This window comes from Dyadobacter sp. (genome assembly GCF_039919315.1).
In the GTDB taxonomy this organism is placed as follows: domain Bacteria; phylum Bacteroidota; class Bacteroidia; order Cytophagales; family Spirosomataceae; genus Dyadobacter.
On sequence record NZ_JBDSFX010000070.1, the window covers coordinates 1 to 19,751 of the forward strand.

Annotated in this window: 18 protein-coding genes and 1 pseudogene; 2 read left to right on the forward strand and 17 right to left on the reverse strand. The window is 43.6% G+C overall.

The window, feature by feature from the left end; genetic code table 11:
* The 7 genes and pseudogenes from ABIO93_RS19215 to ABIO93_RS19245 all read right to left on the reverse strand — a co-directional run.
* Positions 1 to 194: pseudogene (locus tag ABIO93_RS19215) on the reverse strand (Uma2 family endonuclease); the annotation flags it as partial.
* Between the two features lie 178 nt (positions 195 to 372).
* Positions 373 to 1,812 (reverse strand): pyruvate kinase, encoded by a 1,440-nt coding sequence (gene pyk, locus ABIO93_RS19220; RefSeq protein ID WP_348070585.1) that lies wholly within the window; start codon positions 1,810 to 1,812, stop codon positions 373 to 375.
* 29 nt (positions 1,813 to 1,841) lie between these two features.
* A complete protein-coding gene (gene priA, locus ABIO93_RS19225; protein ID WP_348070587.1) occupies positions 1,842 to 4,337 on the reverse strand; it encodes a primosomal protein N' in 2,496 nt (831 codons plus the stop codon).
* A 14-nt stretch (positions 4,338 to 4,351) separates the two neighbouring features.
* Positions 4,352 to 4,816 (reverse strand): type II toxin-antitoxin system VapC family toxin, encoded by a 465-nt coding sequence (locus ABIO93_RS19230; protein WP_348070589.1) that lies wholly within the window; start codon positions 4,814 to 4,816, stop codon positions 4,352 to 4,354.
* Positions 4,816 to 5,037 carry a hypothetical protein gene (locus ABIO93_RS19235; RefSeq protein ID WP_348070591.1) on the reverse strand — a complete coding sequence of 74 codons (222 nt, stop codon included), beginning with the start codon at positions 5,035 to 5,037 and terminating at the stop codon, positions 4,816 to 4,818. Before ABIO93_RS19235 ends, ABIO93_RS19230 begins: the two co-directional genes overlap by 1 nt.
* Positions 5,038 to 5,097: 60 nt before the next feature.
* Positions 5,098 to 5,700: an aminotransferase class IV gene (locus tag ABIO93_RS19240; RefSeq protein WP_348070593.1), complete on the reverse strand. Its 603-nt coding sequence runs from the start codon at positions 5,698 to 5,700 to the stop codon at positions 5,098 to 5,100.
* A complete protein-coding gene (locus ABIO93_RS19245) occupies positions 5,678 to 6,682 on the reverse strand; it encodes an aminodeoxychorismate synthase component I (RefSeq protein WP_348070595.1) in 1,005 nt (334 codons plus the stop codon). The genes ABIO93_RS19240 and ABIO93_RS19245 overlap by 23 nt, the downstream gene beginning before the upstream one ends.
* A 140-nt stretch (positions 6,683 to 6,822) precedes the next feature.
* Here ABIO93_RS19245 and ABIO93_RS19250 point away from each other — a divergent pair, with 140 nt between their 5' ends.
* Positions 6,823 to 7,830 (forward strand): YpdA family putative bacillithiol disulfide reductase, encoded by a 1,008-nt coding sequence (locus ABIO93_RS19250; RefSeq protein ID WP_348070597.1) that lies wholly within the window; start codon positions 6,823 to 6,825, stop codon positions 7,828 to 7,830.
* Between the two features lie 19 nt (positions 7,831 to 7,849).
* Here the strand turns inward: ABIO93_RS19250 and ABIO93_RS19255 are convergent, their stop codons facing one another.
* Positions 7,850 to 9,001: a YCF48-related protein gene (locus tag ABIO93_RS19255; RefSeq protein WP_348070599.1), complete on the reverse strand. Its 1,152-nt coding sequence runs from the start codon at positions 8,999 to 9,001 to the stop codon at positions 7,850 to 7,852.
* A 57-nt stretch (positions 9,002 to 9,058) separates the two neighbouring features.
* On the opposite strand from ABIO93_RS19255, the gene ABIO93_RS19260 reads away from it, so the two are divergent.
* Entirely contained in the window at positions 9,059 to 9,361 is a 303-nt protein-coding gene (locus ABIO93_RS19260) for a YtxH domain-containing protein (RefSeq protein ID WP_348070601.1), read from the forward strand.
* Between the two features lie 68 nt (positions 9,362 to 9,429).
* Here the strand turns inward: ABIO93_RS19260 and ABIO93_RS19265 are convergent, their stop codons facing one another.
* The 9 genes from ABIO93_RS19265 to ABIO93_RS19305 all read right to left on the reverse strand — a co-directional run bounded on the left by ABIO93_RS19265 (position 9,430) and on the right by ABIO93_RS19305 (position 19,743).
* Positions 9,430 to 9,978 (reverse strand): DUF4136 domain-containing protein, encoded by a 549-nt coding sequence (locus tag ABIO93_RS19265; RefSeq protein WP_348070603.1) that lies wholly within the window; start codon positions 9,976 to 9,978, stop codon positions 9,430 to 9,432.
* A 23-nt stretch (positions 9,979 to 10,001) separates the two neighbouring features.
* Positions 10,002 to 12,020, reverse strand: a complete 2,019-nt coding sequence (dnaG, locus tag ABIO93_RS19270; protein WP_348070604.1) for a DNA primase — start codon at positions 12,018 to 12,020, stop codon at positions 10,002 to 10,004.
* A gap of 18 nt (positions 12,021 to 12,038) precedes the next feature.
* Positions 12,039 to 12,791: a TerC family protein gene (locus tag ABIO93_RS19275; RefSeq protein WP_348070606.1), complete on the reverse strand. Its 753-nt coding sequence runs from the start codon at positions 12,789 to 12,791 to the stop codon at positions 12,039 to 12,041.
* A 347-nt stretch (positions 12,792 to 13,138) separates the two neighbouring features.
* Positions 13,139 to 14,113, reverse strand: a complete 975-nt coding sequence (locus tag ABIO93_RS19280) for a hypothetical protein (protein WP_348070608.1) — start codon at positions 14,111 to 14,113, stop codon at positions 13,139 to 13,141.
* On the reverse strand, positions 14,106 to 15,515 hold the full coding sequence (locus ABIO93_RS19285; protein WP_348070610.1) for an O-antigen polymerase: 1,410 nt from the start codon (positions 15,513 to 15,515) through the stop codon (positions 14,106 to 14,108). The genes ABIO93_RS19280 and ABIO93_RS19285 overlap by 8 nt, the downstream gene beginning before the upstream one ends.
* Positions 15,503 to 16,888 carry a CDP-glycerol glycerophosphotransferase family protein gene (locus tag ABIO93_RS19290; RefSeq protein ID WP_348070612.1) on the reverse strand — a complete coding sequence of 462 codons (1,386 nt, stop codon included), beginning with the start codon at positions 16,886 to 16,888 and terminating at the stop codon, positions 15,503 to 15,505. The genes ABIO93_RS19285 and ABIO93_RS19290 overlap by 13 nt, the downstream gene beginning before the upstream one ends.
* Positions 16,872 to 17,585: an acylneuraminate cytidylyltransferase family protein gene (locus ABIO93_RS19295; protein WP_348070614.1), complete on the reverse strand. Its 714-nt coding sequence runs from the start codon at positions 17,583 to 17,585 to the stop codon at positions 16,872 to 16,874. Before ABIO93_RS19295 ends, ABIO93_RS19290 begins: the two co-directional genes overlap by 17 nt.
* The gene (gene neuC, locus ABIO93_RS19300) at positions 17,585 to 18,739 is read right to left on the reverse strand and encodes a UDP-N-acetylglucosamine 2-epimerase (RefSeq protein ID WP_348070616.1); all 1,155 of its coding nucleotides are present in this window, start codon (positions 18,737 to 18,739) and stop codon (positions 17,585 to 17,587) included. The genes ABIO93_RS19295 and neuC overlap by 1 nt, the downstream gene beginning before the upstream one ends.
* Positions 18,736 to 19,743, reverse strand: coding sequence for an N-acetylneuraminate synthase family protein (locus tag ABIO93_RS19305; RefSeq protein ID WP_348070618.1), 1,008 nt, complete (start codon positions 19,741 to 19,743; stop codon positions 18,736 to 18,738). Before ABIO93_RS19305 ends, neuC begins: the two co-directional genes overlap by 4 nt.
* Positions 19,744 to 19,751 lie beyond the last annotated feature (8 nt).

Genomic DNA, 19,751 nt, shown 5'->3' on the forward strand with positions numbered 1-19,751 from the left:
ATATAGTCAATGATAAAAAACTGCAAGGAACTACAACCCATAATATCTTCGATCTTTTTCGTTTTGGCCAAAACCTCACGGTAACCTTTTCTATACAAAGGTTTGCCGTCAATTATTTCATGGATCAAAACGCTGGGTATTTCATTGGTAGAAATCTCTGTCGAAATTCTACCCGGACCTGGTGAAGCTATCATAGTCATTCGATTTGCTATATTCAAATATAAAAATATGCTTTGACAATTCCTTGATTTGCTTAGTAATAAGCGAATTATGATTACGGGCTTTTAAATTCAAATAATTTATTTTTTCGATGTGAAAACAAAAAAGCAGTGGAATCAAATTCCACTGCTTCATATTATGTCAAATTAAAGCTTATTCTACCACGCTCAATTTAACAGCATTTGTTTTGCGGGATTTTGAAACCGGCATACTCAATGTGTTAATGAATACGTCACCTTTCTTCAATTCACCTTTTTCGATAAGGAAAAGTTTGATGTCTTCAATCAAATCATCCGTTGATACATCCTGATCTTTATCGTAGAAATATACCTTAGTTCCCCAATAAAGCGCCAATGTGTTCATCAGAGCTCTATCCGAAGTAAATATTAGCAAACTAGCTTTTGGACGGTGATGCGAAAGACGGAAAGAAGTATATCCTGAACGCGTCACACCGATAATTGCAGCAGCATTTGTATCACGAGCCAAACGGCAGGCGCTCATTACTACGTTGTCATTCAGTTTGTTTTCGCTTGGTTTTTCGTTTACAAACGCATGGTGTTTGAAATAAACATCAATAGAGTTTTCCTCAACCTTTTCAATCGTACGGCTCATCGTTTCAACAGCAAGCAATGGATATTTTCCAGAAGCTGTTTCTGCGCTAAGCATTACTGCATCCGCACCGTCAAGTACAGAGTTAGCCACATCACTAAGTTCTGCACGTGTTCCGCGAGGACTTTCGATCATACTTTCAAGCATTTGCGTAGCAACGATAACCGGCTTACCAGCTTTGTTACATTTGTCAACGATCATTTTCTGAATCATCGGAACTTCTTCTGCCGGTAATTCAACACCCAAATCTCCACGGGCAACCATGATTGCGTCCGCAGCTTCGATGATTTCGTCAATATTTGCTACTGCTTCAGGTTTTTCGATTTTTGCGATCAAACGCGCAAATTTGCCTTTGTTAGCGATGTATTCTTTTACTTTAATGATTTCAGAAGCAGTACGCACAAACGAAAGTGCTACCCATTCCACATTATGTTCCAGTCCGAAATCAAGATCTTCGTAATCTTTTGTCGTTACAGAAGGCATTGAAACGCGGGTGTTTGGAAGGTTTACACCTTTTTTAGATTTCAACAATCCACCATAAACAACCTGAGTTACAACATCGCTTCCTTCAATTCCTGTTACCAGCACTTCAAGTTTACCGTCGTCCATCAAAATACGGTCACCTATTTTCACGTCATTGTACATGCCGTCGTAAGGAGTGCTCACTTTTTCAGCAGTACCTAAAACTTCTGTATTGGAAAGAATCAGTTTATTTCCAGCCTCGATCAATACACCATCTTTTTCAGCTACAAGTCCGATACGGATTTTTGGTCCCTGCAAATCCTGTAAAATGGCAAGGTTCAATCCGAATTCTTCGTTTATTTCGCGAATGGTATTAAGCCTGGCCAGGTGGTCTGCATGCGTACCATGAGAAAAGTTTAGACGAAAAACATTTACGCCGGCAACTGCCAAAGCATGAAGCATTTCTTTTGTTTCTGATGTTGGGCCTACGGTAGCAACAATTTTGGTTTTCTTGGAAGACATAGATTTAATTGCAGTATTATATGAATTTACTAAACACAATCCACATCAATCACGACGTGGACGCCTTTTATGGTTTTATCGGTTAGAATATCAATGACTTTTTCTTGTATAAACGACTTTGCCGCCTTAAAATTAATCTTTTCTCGTTCAAGTTTAATGAGAATATCGAACAAAAACTGATTTCTTACTCTTTCCACCAGCGGCGGCTGCGGACCAAGAACCCGGCTCGCCCCCAAATTGGCTGTCAGTTTTTCAGCAAGAATTTTAGCGGCGCGGTTCGAAACAGCCCCGTCTATGTGCTTCACCGTCACTTTTATGAGTCTGGTAAATGGGGGATAATTGAATTTTTCACGTTCAATGATCTCTGATTCGTACATTCCGTGGTAATCATTGGTAACGACCCTTTCCAAAAGTTTTTGTGAAGGATTAGCAGTCTGGATCAGGACTTTGCCTGGCTTATCCGCCCGCCGGCCTGCGCGTCCGCTCACCTGTGTGAGCATTTGGAATGCGCGTTCCGAGGCTCTGAATTCAGGAAAATGAATGATCCGGTCTGCATCAAATATGCCGACCATGCTGACATTGTCGAAATCCAGCCCTTTACTCACCATTTGGGTACCTACCAGAATGTCGATCCCGCCATCTTCGAATTCCTGAATGATCTGCTGATAAGCATTTTTCGCCCGGGTCGTATCCAGGTCCATTCTTTGCACCCTTGCCTCGGGAAACATCAAATTGATTTCATCTTCTATTTTTTCGGTTCCATAACCCATTGTCTTCACTTTCGGCGAGCCGCAATTGGGGCAAGTTCTGGGAACTTCTTCTTTATGTCCGCAATAATGACAGCGCAATTCGCTGACCTTCATGTGGTAAGTGAGGCTGACATCGCAATTGGCACATTCCGAAATCCAGTTACATTCCTCACATTGAAGATAGGGCGAGTAGCCGCGCCGGTTCTGAAACAGAATGGTCTGCTCCTTATTTTTAAGATTGAGCTGCAAATGGTCAATGAGGACGGAAGAGAACTCATTTTTCATCTGTTTCTGTTTTTTCTCCTTTTTCGTATCAATTAATTGAAAAGTAGGCAAAGCAGCATTTCCGAAGCGTTGCGTCATTTCGACCAGCCCATAGCGACCGCTTTTGGCATGGTAATAACTTTCTAATGAAGGCGTCGCGGAGCCCAGAAGTGTCTTACCCTTATGCATATAGGACATGATCACCGCTACGTCGCGGGCGTTGTACCGCGGCGCAGGATCGTGTTGTTTGTACGAAGTTTCGTGTTCCTCATCAACAATGATCAGCCCAAGATTATCAAATGGAAGGAAAATGGCTGAGCGTACGCCGACAACAAACTGGAATTTGCCATCCAAAATACCTTTCCACACCTCAACGCGCTCATTATCGGAGAATTTGGAATGATAAATACCCATCACATCCCCAAAAACCTTCCTTAGTCTCACCACAATCTGAGTGGTCAGGGCGATTTCCGGCAGCAGGAACAGAACCTGTGAACCGCTTTCCAAAACCTGTTTGATCAGCTCAATGTAAACCTCTGTTTTGCCGCTTCCGGTTATTCCATGCAGCAGCACTACTTCCTTATCTTGGAAATGATCATGGATTTCGCGGGAAGCCTGGGTTTGTGAGTCGGTCAACGTAATGGATCCCATATTACCGACCGGGATATCATCAAAGCGGGATATGAAAATCTCGAACTGTTCGAAAATGCCTTTCTTGATCAAGGTATTCAGCGAAGCGTCAGAGATTCCGTCATCCTGTGTGAAAATGGATTTGTCCAATCCTTTCTGATTCAGATCAGGATTGTTGTAAACCGGGATATAGCTCAGGTATTTGAGCAGGATTTCCTGCTGTTTGGGCGTTTTATCAAGCGACGTTGCGAGTTTGCCGAGTGAGTCATTGGTCAGGTAAGCGGCGGTCAGGCGTATTTTGCGCGCAACTTTCGGCTTATATCTTTCTTTCACTTCTTCGTACAAAATCACCGCACGCTTCCCTACCAGTGACTTGATGATAGAAGTGATGTTTGATTTTTGAAGCAGCCGCTCCACTTCTTCGTAGCTCAGGGTCTGATGTTTTTTGATTTCCTCGACTACAAGAATCTCCTGCTCTGTCAACAGATCCTCATACTGAAATTCGGGATTGAGCTGTATGCGTGACTGGCTTGTAATTTTGAGACCGGCGGGAAGGGCGACATTGAGCACTTCACCAATGTTGCACAAGTAATATTCAGCAATCCAGTTGAACAATTCCAGTTGACGGGTCGTGACAATGGGTTGCTCATCCAGCAGTTCGAGAATATATTTAGCCTGATATTTAACGGGAGGATTTGAATGCAGCCTGGCAACGACCGCCGTAATCACTCTTTTCTGCCCAAATTGTACGATGACCCTCGCACCAACCTTAATAAGCCCGCTCATTTCCCTGGGCACTCTGTATGTAAATAGCGAGGGAATCGGAACCGGCAGTATTAAATCGGCAAATAAGGTAGTTTCTTCCTCAAAAAAAGAGGCCATTGGTTATTATGAGTTTACTTCTTAAAAAAAGCGAGAAAATCTTGATGATCAATTTTTCTCACATCGAAAAATGTGTCGTTAAGATGGTCGAAATCAGAGTCTGTTGTAATAAGTTGAAGACCCAAAAGTGCCGCTAGTGATGCAATCCAAAGATCATTTTTGCCCATATTTCTTGGCGAATCGAACGGATAAGTCAGGAAATCAGGATTTTTCTTTTGAGAATAGGCATCTATGGCGGTGTAAATGTTTACATTCAAATTGTTGATGTCAATAATGTTTACCTGATCCAGAAAGTGATTTAAAATATTCAGTCTGTTTGCACCCCATTTATTTTGTAGAGCGACCGATTTTATTTCCGCGACAGAAACAATCGAAGTGTAAACAGGAGCATTAAGTGGATTAAGGAATCGAATGATATCAGTAGTATCTACAGCCCTAACAACGTGGATGATGATATTTGTGTCAAAAAGAAGGTTCATTACTTATCAGACTCAAGTTGAGTCATCAAGCCGTCCCATTCTTCTTGTGAGAAAGGCTCTGCTGGGGCCAGGTTTTGAAGAGCAAGGATAAGTGTTTCGTTACTTTTACCAGTTTTTCTGCCAAAAGCAGTTGCTCCTCCCGCCGCCAATATTTCTTCCGGAGAATGTGATTCATGGGTTTTAAATAAACCGGCATTCATTGAAGTTATATTGACTTTCATAGTTTACATCATTTTTTATTGAATCAAATATACAAACAATAATCCTTTGTAGAAAGATCGTCAACCTATCAGCTCAACTTCCAGCACCGGCGCATTCTCCCAACTCACCATTGCATTAAAAAGCTTAATCCAGCGATATTTCGAGAGGTTTTTTTCAAAAATATCTGCTTCCTGAATAAGACCTTTATCCAGCAAAAATGCGCGCTGCGTACCTGGTAGCAATGGCGTAGATGGAGTATACCATTGCCCTCCCTCCGAAAAAGCGACATTGCAGTACAGAGAATCAGTAACCAGTCCTTTTTTAATGATCAGGATTTCGTCTGCATCGTTGCGTTGCGCAAAGAGTGTGTTCAGCTCGGCCCGGTCTTCATATTTGAAAGAATAGTCAATGGTTTCATGATACACCCGCTGGATTTTGCGGATCGTCCTTCTGGTGTAAGGTTCCCATTTAATGTTATCGATCTTCTCATTGTAAGCCAACCGACATTTATAACTATCGTTTTCGACACTATCCGGGATCTCGATCAGTTCTGACAAATTCCAATGATCCGGGTAGCCCCAAAGTTCCTGTCGCGTCTTATTGAGCCTTGCTTCGTGATATGAGAGGTTTTTCAGTTGACGATTTTCAACGCAAATCGTTTCAAAACATAATGTGTGGGACATGACTGAATGGAAGGTAAACTTTATCAATTAATTCCTGATACTCATTTTGTGCATTGCTGAGTGCGGTAATCCCGCCACCACTTTTGAAAATATAGTCCCCATTCTGATTTTCAATAAATCGGATCATCACAGCACTTTCGAAATTTTGTCCATCAAAATAACCCATTACTCCGGTGTAATAACCTCTGTCGTAACCCTCTGCATCCTTGATGATCTGCAAAGTGCTAGGCTTGGGAGCACCGGTAATGGAGCCGGCCGGAAGTAGTTTCAATAATAAGTCGCCATACTTACCGTCAAAATTGTCCGGAAGTAATCCTGCAATCTCGGAGCTAACCTGTAACAATGTCTTGTCATTGGTTTGCAGTCTGTCAATGTAACGATACCGCTCTACCCAGACTTTTTCAGCGACCATACTCACGTCGTTTCTAATGAGGTCAACAATGGTAGCATGCTCGGCAGCCTCTTTGTGATCGCCAAGTATCACATTTTCGGCATCCGGTATGGAAGCGTCAATGGTACCTTTCATTGGAAAAGAAGAAATGTGGTTTCCGCTGATCGTGATAAATATTTCAGGTGAAAAACAGACGAATTCATTTTTATACCAAAATCGATAAGGCGCCTCGCTGTTCCTGAAAATCTCAAAGAGACTCAAATTGGTTTCAACTCTGGTAGGCACTGAAAGATTGACCAAAAATGAATTCCCGGCCTTCAAATTATCGACTACATAATCGAAACGAGCCTGATAGTCCACGAATGGAACGGGGAATTTATGAAAATACAGATCAGCAGGAAGTTCCTCTTTCTCGGATGTCAGCTGATTTGAAAACCCATTGAAATCAAAAAGCACCTCCATCGGGTCAACATCTGCCAGTTTCCAGGCCCTGGGCTTGCGGATCTGATAATCAACAAGGAACACAAAAGGAGTTTTGGATTTTCCCCATGCATTGAGATTTTCAGCAAAAGTCCTGATATCGTCTGTCAAACCTTGATTTGAATGGAATTAAACATTTTGAACAGTAAGGTAATTTACAAAGTTCAGAAACCAATATCTAAATTAGGGGGTTAAAAAGAGGTATAGTAAAGCTGACCGCAGACCGCTGAAAGCCGATAGCCAACATAAAAATGCATATATACGACGTAATAGTCATCGGGGGCGGGCCTTGCGGCCTCGCAATGGGTATAGAACTTGCCAAAAGCGGGCAGGATTACCTGATTCTTGAAAAAGGAAATCTGACCGAATCCATTCGCCGGTATCCAAGACGTATGAGGTTCTTTTCGACAGCCGAAAACATTGAGATAGGTGGCCTGCCATTCGCTATCTCCGAGGTGAAAGCCAATCGAAATGAAGCATTACAATATTATCGCAAAGTAGCAGGCTACTATCACTTGAATTTCAAGCTTTTTATAGATGTTGACCGCACTGTAAAGCAGCCTGATGGTACTTTTCTGACCTATTCTAATGACGGTCAGATTTTTCAGTCCAAAAATGTGGTGCTGGCAACGGGCTATTTTGATGTTCCCAGAATGCTGAATGTTCCTGGTGAAAATCTACCGCATGTTTCGCATTACTATGATGAGCCTTTCAAATATTCTTTCACAAATGTAGTGCTGGTGGGTGGTTCCAATTCTTCGGTGGAAGCTGCATTGGAATTGTACCGCCACGACGCACACGTCACGATTGTTCATAAAGAGGCAGATTTCCGTACAAAAGTGAAGTACTGGCTGGTACCCGATGTCAAAAACAGGGTGAAGGAAGGGAAAATCCATACACGGTTTAACAGCATTACCAAGACCATAGAACCCGGAAGACTTCAAATTGAAAACATCGAAACTGGCGAAACGGAATGGCTGCCTGCTGATTTTGTGTTTCTCCTGGTAGGCTACCTGCCCGATGAACATTTGCTGGCGCGCTGCGGCGTATTGTTAGACCCCACAACCAAGGTTCCTACATTTGATTCTGAGACTTTTGAAACCAATGTCCCAGGTCTTTATCTCTGCGGTACCGTGATGGCTGGGGTGTTTACGGAAAAGGTTTTCATAGAAAACGGCCGTGACCATGCCGCCGCCATTGCCGATCATTTGGCTGGCCGCGAGGTTAGGAAGGTGAAAGAATTGATTGATAGGATCTGATTTAGTGAGGTTCGGCGCGCTATTGATCCACTAATACCAGTTTCCGCTTCCGTTTTTTGGTAGGGATTTTTTCTATTTTACCGATCAACCCATTGGCTCCCACACCGTAGCCAACATTCCCGGAGAAGCTTACAGCGTGAAAACCATCGGTTCCCAGCACGCTCCACGATTTGCCGCGATCCAGCGAAAAACTGCTTCCTGACGGTCCCGTGGAAATTAATGCATAGTTGTCAGAACGGATTTGCGTGTCGCCGTTCCAGGTCGCATTGGTTTTGTGATACACATCAATGCATTCTTTTAGGCCAGCCGGCTTGGTCATGCTGGCGAGCTTCCAGGTAATCCCGCCATCTTCGGTAGTGAGTACATTTTGCGTGGAATCCGTAGTACGTTTGTAGTCGCCACCCACAGCCATTCCATTTTTCTTCGACCAAAACCTCAGTCCGAAAATACCGCTTGTAGGGCCACCAGGCAATGGGGTAGCAGATACTGCCCACGATTGGCCATAATCTTCTGATCGGAACACTCTCGCCTTTTTTCCGCCGCCTGTACCTACGTATACATCACTTTTCCCGGTTGCCAGAATAGAAGTACCGCTCGCAGCGAAAGAAGCCTCGCCGGGCTCAGTAGCGGGACGCTTTTCCATCGGAAGTTCCTGCCAGCTTTTTCCGCCGTCCTGAGTGGTCAGGATAAACAGTTTTCCCTGTACCGGATCACCCATGCAAATACCCTTAGTGCTATCCCAAAAGTCGATTCCATCCAGAAAAACCCCATTTTGTGTAGATTGGTACACAAGCACCCAGGAGGCTCCGCCGTCCTCTGTCCGGTATATTTTCGCTTTGTCGGCTTCTGCCAATCCAGCACTCGTGGCGACGGCAGTTTGCTTGTCGAATGCATGGATGTCCCGAAAGTCGAGCGAGTCCGCCCCGGGCACTTTATAGGTTGTCCAGCTTTTACCACCATTGACAGTCTTCAGCACGGTCCCGCGAGTACCGCCGATCCAGCATATAGTGGGTGAAATGGCGTGTACCGCACGCATATTGATTTTGGAATTAAGGTCGAGTATCTTCCATTGGGCTGACGCTAGTTCAGGAAGTGACAGCAAAACGGAGAGCAGAATAATCCAAAGCTTGCCGTTAGATCGAAAGGGACTGACAAATGAGTAAGGTGGCACAGTATTTTTATTAATTTACAGTTCTAATGTTTTACCAACACAAAATAGGAAATTCGTATGAACAAGAACCAAAAATTTTTAATCGGCTCAATTGGTGCATTGCTGACAGGTATCGCTATCGGCCTTTTGGTTGCTCCTAAAAATGGGAAAGATACCCGCAAACTGATTAAGCACAAAGCGACTGACCTTAGTGGAAGCGCAAAAGATAAGTACGAGAAAAGTCTTGAAGAACTATCTGTTTTGGCTGATAAATTGAAAGACGGCTTTTTGAAAAATGTAAATACTGTTAAAGACAAAGCGGGTTCAGTTGCTGAAAATGTGAATGAAAAAGTACGCAGCGTAGTTAACAACAATGCATAAACTCCAATATCTAAGAAATTGAAAGGACTGTTTCCTCCGGGAAGCAGCCCTTTTTGATTTAAATGGGCCTACTTAGGAATGCCAACGATGATTTCCTGAATAATCTGGTTCATTTCCTCCCGAAAGTTTTTACTTTTTTCAGGAATAATCCCGCTGCTTCCTCCCTGCCATACCATCTTGTTGTTCACAGCGTCAACCAGATCAATCATCAATGTACCTTCCCGGTACTTCCCTACTATTACTTCTTCACTTTTCCAGGAATAACGCCGCTGGCCCATATACCTCGGTAAGCCTTCTGTTCTGAAATCAGTTTGCCTGGTTTGCGGCTTTTCTTTTACGGATAATGCGATGTTGATTTTCAAATTGGCATCCCTGGCCTCATCCAAACCTCTGGCTTGCAGATTTTTGGCAATGGCTTCTTTGATAATGGCCGTGTTTTTTTCGAAATTTTCAGGAATAGTGTCGCCAGTTGCCTCAATGTCATAAAATCCAAACGTAGCATAGTCTGAAAGCTTGAAATTATCCTCCTGCTTCGGTTTGAGGATTTTGTAGGAAGAATTGCAGCTGCACAACAGCAGGACAAGCGCGGAGAAAAATAAAGGCAGGCGATTTTTCATATCCTGTTACAAACTAACGTGAACTATCCGATAACACTGCCTAATTCTTTCGCGGCCGCCATGCTTACACCTTTATAGAACATGAATTCGCTCATGATCTTAGTTTGTTCTTCTTCTGATTTCACATGAACCGCTTCTTGCAGGCAGCGTTTCATTTTCTCCTCTACAAAAGCCTTTTTTAGTCTCAAAATGTAGCTGATTGATGTCTTATCGAGTACGTCGGTTTCGGTCGGTACAATGATCTCATGTTTATCCTTCCATAGCTCACTTAGCTCGTATTTAACTGTAAGCCAATTGATTGTCATCTCCCTTATCTCAGATTCACGGTGATTTTTGAAATAATCGGTAGGCAGGACGTAACCCCTGTTGTAATTTTCGCGGAACAATGTCAGCAAATGATGCAAAACAGTATCATTGAAATCGATCCCCTCGATCTGGCCTAGCACATACTGACAGACCGTGATCGTTGGCTCCAATTCCCGGGTTCCGTAAGTTACCAGCAATCTGATAAATGCCTCTTCCTGATAGTACAGCTTCGTCCGCTGGGGAGTTTCGGGTTCGTCGGCATCCGGTGCAAACAGATCAGGAGGCATGTCATAACTATCCTGACGAAAGCCACTTATCGTTGCGTCCAGATCATTTCGGCCTTCGGGAGCTGACGTTTGCCTGGTATTACGTTCCTGCGGTTTTTGCGTATGCAGCTTTCGAAGGAGCTTATTGCCTTCGGTAATCAGCATTTGCTCATCTACCTTCATCATTTCTGATGTGCGATGGAAAAAAACCTGCCTTTTTATCGCATCGGGAATCTTAACAATGCTATGTACCACTTCGCCAATTACCGCAGCCAGCCGGAAAGGATCATTGCCCGCGTCCTGTAAAAGAATCTCAGTTTTGAAAGTGATAAAGTCCTTTGACGCCTTTTTCAAATGCGCCTTAAAAGCCTCAGCGCCCACCTTGCGAACGTAGCTGTCGGGATCATCGCCGTCAGGAAAAAGGACGACATTCACATTTAACCCTTCTTCCAAAACCAGGTCCAGACCTCTCAATGCTGCTTTTATACCCGCAATATCACCATCATAAAGAATCGTAATATTAGGGGTAAATCTTCCTATCAACCGTATCTGCTCGACCGTCAATGACGTTCCTGAGGACGCAACCACGTTTTCAATGCCTGCCTGATGCAATGAAATTACATCCGTGTAGCCCTCCACCAGATAGCAATGTTCTTGCTGGCGTATTGCATTTTTAGCCTGAAAAATCCCGTAAAGGACATCACTTTTATGGTAAACCTCGGTTTCAGGAGAATTGAGATACTTGGGCTGATTGGCAGCTTTTTGGTTTTGTCCGGCACCGCCTTTCTCTGATTTCAGGATACGGGCGCCAAAAGCGATCACTTTTCCCGCCACATTATGGATTGGGAAGATGACCCGACCTCTGAATCGGTCATAACCAGCAGTCTGACTGCCCTCTTTATGAATCAGCAGTCCTGCTTTTTCCAGGATTTGTGAAGAGTAACCTTTTTCCAGCGCTTCTTTGGAAAAAGAGTCCCAGGTATCAAGACTGTAGCCGAGCTCAAACTTCTTCCGGATTTCGCCGGTGAAACCCCGTTCGCGGAAGTAGCTTAGTCCGATTGCCTGTCCCTCTTCGCTATCATGCAGCTGCTGCTGATAAAAGTTTTTGGCAAAATTCAGGATGATGTATAGGCTTTCCCGTTCATTCTGGCGCACTGCCTCCTCGTCGGTAAGCTCCTCTTCTTCTATTTCAATGTTGTATTTACTGGCCAGATAGCGCAATGCTTCACCATAGCCAATGCCGTCAACGTCCATCACAAACTTGATGGAGTCGCCTGCTGCGCCGCATCCGAAGCATTTGTATATCTGCCGGGAAGGATTGACGTTAAAGGATGGCGTTTTCTCGTTGTGAAAAGGACAGCAGGCTGAGTAATTAGCCCCCTTTTTTTTCAAAGACACAAAATCCCCCACAACCTCCACAATGTCGGCTGCCTGCTTGATCCGTTCAACGGTTTCGGGATTAATGCGCATTTGTCTTAATTAAGTTGATCAGTTGATGCGTTCGTGTAGTTTAACCGACCCTTTGGGGTTCTTATCCAGTTTCATATTGAGCAATTCTACCAAGAATGAGAATGCCATTGCAAAATAGGCGTATCCCTTCGGTATTTCGTAATGGAATGCTTCGGCCACCAGTAGCGTACCGATCATTAACAAAAATGATAGCGCTAAAATTTTAATAGAGGGGTGATTATTTACAAAATCGCCGATTTTAGCCGCAAAGGCAATCATTATAAATGTTGAGGCAATCACCGCAGCAATCATAATCGGTACTTCTTTCACCAATCCGACGGCAGTCAGAACGGAGTCAAAAGAAAAAATGATGTTTAAAAGGGCGATCTGCACCAAAGCACTTCCAAATGTCAATGCGCCTCTTTTAGGAACGTTTCCGCCTGGATTTTCTTCCGTATCACCTTCCAGTTTATGGTGAATCTCTTTGGTAGTGCTATATAAAAGAAAAAGTCCGCCTCCCAAAAGGATCAAATCACGTCCGCTGAAGCCATGACCAAAAAGTGTCAAAAGATCGTGTTTCAGGCCAATTACCCACGAAATGGCGAAGAGCAATGCTATTCTTAACAACAATGCAATTAGCAATCCCTGGTTTTGAGCTTTTTTTCGTTGGTCCGCAGGAAGCTTTCCTGAAACAATAGTTATGAAAATTATGTTATCAATTCCCAGCACCACCTCCAAAAGTGTCAGGGTTAGTAAACTAATGAGTGCGTCTGTGGTAAGCAATGCTTCCATGAAGAGAAATTAAGATGAGTATTGGTTGTACGAAAGTAATCAGGTATAGTAGTTTGAACAATAATTAAGTAATAATTCCGTAATTTTGATGCCACAGTATTTTCAGGAGGTCACTTTTATAGAATTGTCCATTATTTTCTGATTAGAATTTAGAAATTCACAATCGAAAGTTTTTTTCTCATGACTTTAGTTTGTTATTTTGCGGTATTGGAACGTAATCTAAGATTTATCATATAGATATATATAAAATATTAAAAATATAGTGTGTGTATAGTGTGAAACAGGGCATGGAAATTTTTCTATGCCTTTGTTTTTTCTAGCCCACTCCCATCGCCAAGCTGACGCTATCAACCTCCCAGGCATTGACGATAAACCGCTGTTAATTCGGCCACTACGTCAGGCAGAAGTGCTTTTCTGGCATGCAAATCGAGTTTCTCCCTTCCGGCCGCCAGTTCATCCAGCCAGTCAATCCGGGAAATATCTTGGAAAACCTTACAAAATGCGGGTCGATGTACCGAGTCAGACGCCAGTATAACAACGTTGGACTCCATTGCTTCATAAATGGACAGCGAGACACCATCGGTCGTGGTGTTGCGGATAAAGGCATCGGAGAATTCAAGCACATTCCTGAAATCGTGCGGTTCTGAGATAAAGCACACATTATCAGGTATTTTTTCTAAGTTATCCTGCGCGAATCGAGCATAGTGACCAGAGGGATCTGAAACAATCAATGCCAGTCCCGATCCGTCTTGCATGCTTCGGATAATCGCGAGGATACCATAAATTTCACATTCATTTCTGTCAAATTTCAGGTTCCACGCATTCGTACTGAATATCGTTTGATAATTTTCAGTAAATCTAGCCAGCCTGAGATAAGTTCCTTTTGAGAGTGGAATGCTAGGTGACCCGCGGATGTAAGTAGAAATTTGCCGGACATGACGGTTCCATCGGCGGGCACGGCGAAAACTCTCTTCATTTTGCACGATCGGTGTAAAAGAAAGGAATGCGGACATATTCACCGCGCAGTTACCGGCGAGCCAATACCTCCCCCAGTTGCCATGATAAGTAATCAGCAATTTTTTACCTGTTAATTTACAAAAAGCGGCAAACAGAAGCTGGTAAAATGGGTTGGAGATATGAAGGTGTATTGTTTTGTATTTCAGTATTTTAACAATAATGTCATACGGTTTCTCTCTTCCCAGATCGCAAAGGGTAAATTGTTCAAATTTTCTCTGTTTCAATTGTTCAATGAGCCTGCTGACGTGAATGGTGACACCACCAATAGGCAATGGTATTTTGCCGATAATCAGCACTTTACGCATTCTTGCGAGCCACTGAGGGTGAGAGTACGCCGAAGCTTTTGACATAAAAATAGAGACACAAAAGCAGGACTGGTGCAATGCAGTTAATGGTAACACTTTTGCCAGGAATGATCACGAAAACACTACCGACCGTATGATTGAACAACAGATAAAAGGCAAAACTTACGGGCAAAATCAGGTACTTCCTTCCTCTCGCGAAAACTGAAAACATAGACATTCCAAGAGAGCCAAACAGGAGGTACATATATAGTACTCCGATCACGCCTTGTTCCGCTAAAAGCGTGTAAAGCAATGAATGTGCTTCGCGATAACCCGGGCCAAGTATTTCAAAACTCCCTGTGCCGTGCCCCACCAATGGCTTTTCGAGAAATAATTGATAAGCAATGGCATGGATTTCCGCACGACCGCTTATTTCCTGTAACCTCGCAAGGGCCGAAGAAAGCGAAATGATATTACCAAATCGGAGTTGCCAAAAATAGGTAAGATCGTCATTTTCAAGAAAGCTGAAAAGCTCGGGCGTATATAAAGCGAGTACTGCGATTGTGATCATCATCCATTTACCTTGAGACAGGTTTCGGAGCAAAATCAGGGAAATGAGCAGGTAGGGGGCAACAATAAGCACTGCGCCGCGCGAAAATGAAAAGACGACGATGCCAATAAAAATTCCGAAAATAATTAATAAGAGTAATGTTGAAAAGCGTTTTCGTTCAGAAAACAACAAAGCAAATGGCCAGAGCAATATGAAGTAGGCCATGGTCACGTTGGTGTCGGATATATTTCTGGTGGCTAGCAAGTTATCGGAGTCTTTGTAGCCCGATCCGGCAATGACCAATCCAAAGGTACCCAGCCCGAGAATGATGTAAAGCAAGCACAAATAGCTTTCCATTTCTGACCTGAAATCCACGGCTGCCATGGCGGTTTTCAAGTATAAAAAATACATTGGTAATGTGACCAGGAACAGTAGGGAGCCACCCCAGACAACTCGATCCAGATTTGGAGAAATGATCAGGAAGAATGCCTGAATAGTACCCCAAGAGGCCAGTAGCAGCTTTTCATTGTTTGTCGGGGGTAGGTATTTTGTAAGGAAATAGTGTGAAAAGTACAGATTGAGAATGATAAACGGAAGCAGACGCCAGATAGAATTAGCGCCTGCCGTGAATGTATATTTTTGAAATAAATGCAGGAATTGTGTGAATACAGGAATGCTTAAAACGTGAAACAATTTATGTCTCGAATAACTGAATAAGGATATGGCACAATAGCTATAAAATGAGAATACAACCACCGTTTGAAATGCAGTTTCTCCGATCGCGAGCAGGGCCGGACATACACACCCGAGTACCATCACAAGCAGAACCGAGATGACCATTTTCTTGCCGATCTCTGTGATCAACGCAACCATTCATGAATGTTTTGCATGACTGAATCAACTGATTTTGGCTCCAAATTATGAATGAATGGTTTTACCAGCGATCTGTAATCAGCATCACAGCCCTCGTTCAAAGTTTTATCCAGTGAGTCGAAAAGCTGCTGCTTGTTGTAAACCATCTGGTCCATTTTTACCCGATTCAATGGAAGCTGGTGCGAATAATCATAAAATCGTTTTACTGATTTCGAATATGGCAGGACTCGCGGGCCATCATAGGCAATGCTGATCACCGGTTTGTTGCACGCTGCGGCATCGAGTCGTATCGTGGAAGCAACCTGGACACATACCTCACAATTTTTCATGGTAATGGACAGCGTTTTCAGGAAATCGGGTGGAGGCATCCAGTTGTTAAAAATTTCATCTGCTGCGCCGGGCAGATTCTCGGGATGCCAGATAATGATAGATTTCTCGGAAATGAATGACCGGTAACGGTCAATTTGATCAGCCGGATGGCATCTGATCATGACTGTGATATTAACCCTTCGTCTGGTATATTCAACTAAATCGTTGATGATCAGAGCCTGGTCAGGGAAATGTTTGAATGCGCTGGTAGCAAATAATATAACTTTATTGTTCGGAGGAATCTTAAATCGCAGCCTGAAATTGCTCGCAGTCTTTTCTAATTCAGATTGAAAGTAAATGTCGAACCGTGGTATCCCTGTAATGCGAATCTGCCTGTCCTGGCTTTTAAAAATAGCATAAAACCGCCGGTACTCATCGGCCATGAACTGATTCCAGACCAAAATATACTGGTGATCTGCATTGATAATACCCTTGGATGTAAGGTTGTCCCAGCTGATAACCATCGCCATGGACGACACTTTCCGGGTCTTTAAGAAATTGACGACGTTGTTCTCCCTAATATCAAGCGGTGACGTGGAGATGACACCCGCAAAATGAAAGTGATCCAGTATTTTCAGCGAACGAGAATAACTCGTCTGGTAAATGATCATTTTTCGGATATAGATTAACATGATCCTGTTGAGGCCGGAGACATTCATCAAAAACACGAGGGGGTGTAATAGTTTTTTAAAGTTATTTCGTCGCGTAGAGGTTTTGATTTTCTGGGTCTCAATATGGAAAAAATGGAAGAACGACCATTTTTCGAGTTGTCTGAAAAACCGTAGCACGACATTTTCAGACGGGATTTCCAAGTTCACAATGTGAACACGTATGTTGAAATATTGATTGATCTGATCAATTTCTTGTTGTTTAATAAGGGTTGAAAGCAGGAATACTTCATACTTTTCAGCCATTTTTTGAATGACTCCACTATGTAGGACATTGATCGCCGCGAAGCTGTTGGTAATCAAAACCAGAATTCTTTTTTTAGATCCATTCACCATTTGCCAAGAGTTTTTCAGCAACTTCCCAGTCTGCTTGTGTGTCGATGTTGATGTCGGGAGAATTTTTATTTTCGAAGCCTACCATTCGTTCTCCCAGCAGCAGGCCCTGCTGAAGTAAACTGGTTTTGATAACATAAATGCTGCCGTCGCGGTAATACGTAACCGGCAAGTCCTGCCGCCGGGGAATGATAGCAGCGCCTTTTACCACCTGCGATAATTGCGACTCCTGATCTGCTTCAAAAGCCCAGTACGGATTGTACTGCTGTGGTGTCCGTCGCACCGTAACGAGACTATCCGCCTTCGAATCAATTACATGTTGAATGCATTGATCGATCAGCTTTTTACACCGAAAGGGAGATGTCGGTTGAAGTAGGCAGATGTAATCGAACGAAATCCCTTGTTTTGAATAGTGCTCTACTGCGTGGTGAACTACATCAAAAGCGGGTGTTTGATCAGACGATAGTGATGTTGGCCGGACAAAAGGAATTTCGATTTCCGGAAATAATCCGACGAAATTCAGTGTATCGGAATCATCGCTTGAAACCATCACCGTATCGAGCAAACAGGAAGCAAGGGCAGAAACGATGGTGTACCATATCAATGGCCTGCCCTCCAAATGCTTCATATTTTTATGTGGAACAGCTTTTGAGCCGCCACGGGCAGGGATAATGCCCAGTACTTTTGGAACTGTTGTCATTAATAAGTCAATCGCTTCTGGTAAGTCAATGGGCTGGTAGCAAGGAGATTGGCAATCCGTTTTCCGGAATTCCCATCTCCATACAGGTGATTTTGGGCATAAGGCCCATGGTCAAGCTGATCGTGGATTGCTTTTAGTATGCTCTCGGTTTCGGGCTCTGCATCCATTACATTATGTGCCCTTTCGCGACCCAGCTGCCGCGAGCCAATATTCACAACAGGAGTTCCCAGGCAACTACCTTCCCGGATCCCGGCACTGGAATTTCCGATCAGGCAGGCGGTATTTTTCAATAGTTTCAGAAAGTGAATGGGTTCTATGTTTTTGAAAAAGTGAATGGGCTGGTGTTCATGATGCTCGCGAAAAGAGCGAATTGCTCCGGATATCTCTCCTGTACCGGGATCAGCATTGGGCCAGAACCAGAGCGTAGGAATATTTAAGCTTTTGATCGCTTCCAGCGAATGCTGGATATGCTGTCGCGCATAGGCAGGCTCAGTTGTTACAGGGTGCTGCATCACCATCAGGTATGGTTTCGACAAGTCAAAAACCTCTCCTACGCCGCCATAAATACAAAATGGATCGAAATCCAACTGCGGGTCATTCAGTACTTCAAAAACAAGATCAATAGAAGGACAGCCGGTGTAATGTACTTTCTCGGACTGCTGTCCCATTTTAACAATGCGTTCTGCGGCAGCTTGGGTGGCCGCAAAATGAATGTCGGCCAGCTGAGTGACCGCGTGGCGTACTTTTTCGTCGATGTTGCCTGTAATTTCTCCCCCCTGAATGTGCGCCAGCGGAATGTTCATGAATGCTGCTGCCACGGCAGTGGCCATGGTTTCAAATCTGTCGGCAATCGTCACGACCAGGTCTGGCCGGATATTTTCAAAAACAGAAGCTAGTTCTATGGTACCTAATCCAGTAGTTTTGGCCGCGGCGGTTGAATTTTCGGCGTCCAGTGAATTGCTGACTTTCGCGGTAATTTTCAGGGCATCTTTTTCAATGCAATGTAAAAGTGACCCGTATTTGTCCAGCAAAGCACTGGCCGCAATGACCAATTGCAATTCCAGATCGTGATGCTGTGAGATCGCCTGAAGAAGTGATCTTACGCGACTGTAACTGGCTCTGGCAGTTACCACAACGCAAATTTTTCTTGTCATATCAAATCCTGGTAATTTAAAAACGCCCATTTTTCTACGTCGCGGACCAGGTGTTTCCCAATGATGTCGTTGTAACATTTGGCAGGAATGCCGTATCCGGAAGGTTTCTTTGTTTCTAGGTCATTAATTGCAATGCAATGCCCTTTTGGTAATGTTTTGTTTAAAGCGAGTGACTTTCCGAAATCGATTTTTAATGTTTCAAAACCAGCATTGTCGGCTTTGTCAACCGGGTGTTTCAATGCAATTTCTATCTCGCGCACACCTCTTACCATTCGAATCGCCCGATCGACATTCAGAGACGCGGACGCATCCGGGCCGTACATTCTCTGATCAAAAGTGATATGAAATTCAAGCATCCGCGCGCCGATACTGGCAGCGGCGAGGCAGGCATAAATGTCTCCGGAATGATCGGAGTAGCCGATAGGGATACCATAGCGCTCCGTCAACTCCCCGATCACATTAAGTCCCCATTGCGTTGGATTGGTGGGGTAGGAAGTGGCACATTGTAACAGGCTGAGATTGCAATATTTACTTTTAAGATAAGCAACAGACTGATCCAATTCGGTGACTGTGCTCAGGCCGGAAGAAATGATAATGTCCTTGTTCAGCTTCACGATTTGATTGATTATCAATAGATTATCGGCATCACCTGAGCCAATTTTTACCTTGTCTACTCCAATTTCATGTAAAATATTAATGGAGGAAATTGAAAACGGGCTGACTATAAAATCAAGATTTTTTTCTTTGCAATGTTGTTTTAGAGACATCCATTGGGCTGTGGTAAATGCTATTCGTTTCCAATAATCCATTCTTGAAGGATCGAAGAAATCAGTACCACTTCGAAATGGCTCATAAATGCTGCTCTCGGCTTCGGCCATGTGCATTTGAAATTTTACTGCATTGACACCCACCGTAGCAAGCGCGTCAATATAGGAATGTGCCATCCCTATACTTCCGTCATGGGCCTGACCAACTTCACCGATGATATAAATATCGTCTCGCATTTACGTTC

Excerpts from the sequence above, each read along its gene's own strand:
- ABIO93_RS19250 (WP_348070597.1), top strand. The coding sequence starts at position 6,823 with ATGCATATATACGACGTAATAGTCATCGGGGGCGGGCCTTGCGGCCTC.
- neuC (WP_348070616.1), bottom strand. The coding sequence starts at position 18,739 with ATGACAAGAAAAATTTGCGTTGTGGTAACTGCCAGAGCCAGTTACAGT.
- ABIO93_RS19240 (WP_348070593.1), bottom strand. The coding sequence starts at position 5,700 with ATGTCCCACACATTATGTTTTGAAACGATTTGCGTTGAAAATCGTCAA.
- dnaG (WP_348070604.1), bottom strand. The coding sequence starts at position 12,020 with ATGCGCATTAATCCCGAAACCGTTGAACGGATCAAGCAGGCAGCCGAC.
- ABIO93_RS19280 (WP_348070608.1), bottom strand. The coding sequence starts at position 14,113 with ATGCGTAAAGTGCTGATTATCGGCAAAATACCATTGCCTATTGGTGGT.
- ABIO93_RS19230 (WP_348070589.1), bottom strand. The coding sequence starts at position 4,816 with ATGAACCTTCTTTTTGACACAAATATCATCATCCACGTTGTTAGGGCT.
- ABIO93_RS19265 (WP_348070603.1), bottom strand. The coding sequence starts at position 9,978 with ATGAAAAATCGCCTGCCTTTATTTTTCTCCGCGCTTGTCCTGCTGTTG.
- priA (WP_348070587.1), bottom strand. The coding sequence starts at position 4,337 with ATGGCCTCTTTTTTTGAGGAAGAAACTACCTTATTTGCCGATTTAATA.
- ABIO93_RS19235 (WP_348070591.1), bottom strand. The coding sequence starts at position 5,037 with ATGAAAGTCAATATAACTTCAATGAATGCCGGTTTATTTAAAACCCAT.
- pyk (WP_348070585.1), bottom strand. The coding sequence starts at position 1,812 with ATGTCTTCCAAGAAAACCAAAATTGTTGCTACCGTAGGCCCAACATCA.
- ABIO93_RS19290 (WP_348070612.1), bottom strand. The coding sequence starts at position 16,888 with ATGGTGAATGGATCTAAAAAAAGAATTCTGGTTTTGATTACCAACAGC.
- ABIO93_RS19275 (WP_348070606.1), bottom strand. The coding sequence starts at position 12,791 with ATGGAAGCATTGCTTACCACAGACGCACTCATTAGTTTACTAACCCTG.
- ABIO93_RS19295 (WP_348070614.1), bottom strand. The coding sequence starts at position 17,585 with ATGACAACAGTTCCAAAAGTACTGGGCATTATCCCTGCCCGTGGCGGC.
- ABIO93_RS19305 (WP_348070618.1), bottom strand. The coding sequence starts at position 19,743 with ATGCGAGACGATATTTATATCATCGGTGAAGTTGGTCAGGCCCATGAC.
- ABIO93_RS19285 (WP_348070610.1), bottom strand. The coding sequence starts at position 15,515 with ATGGTTGCGTTGATCACAGAGATCGGCAAGAAAATGGTCATCTCGGTT.
- ABIO93_RS19260 (WP_348070601.1), top strand. The coding sequence starts at position 9,059 with ATGAACAAGAACCAAAAATTTTTAATCGGCTCAATTGGTGCATTGCTG.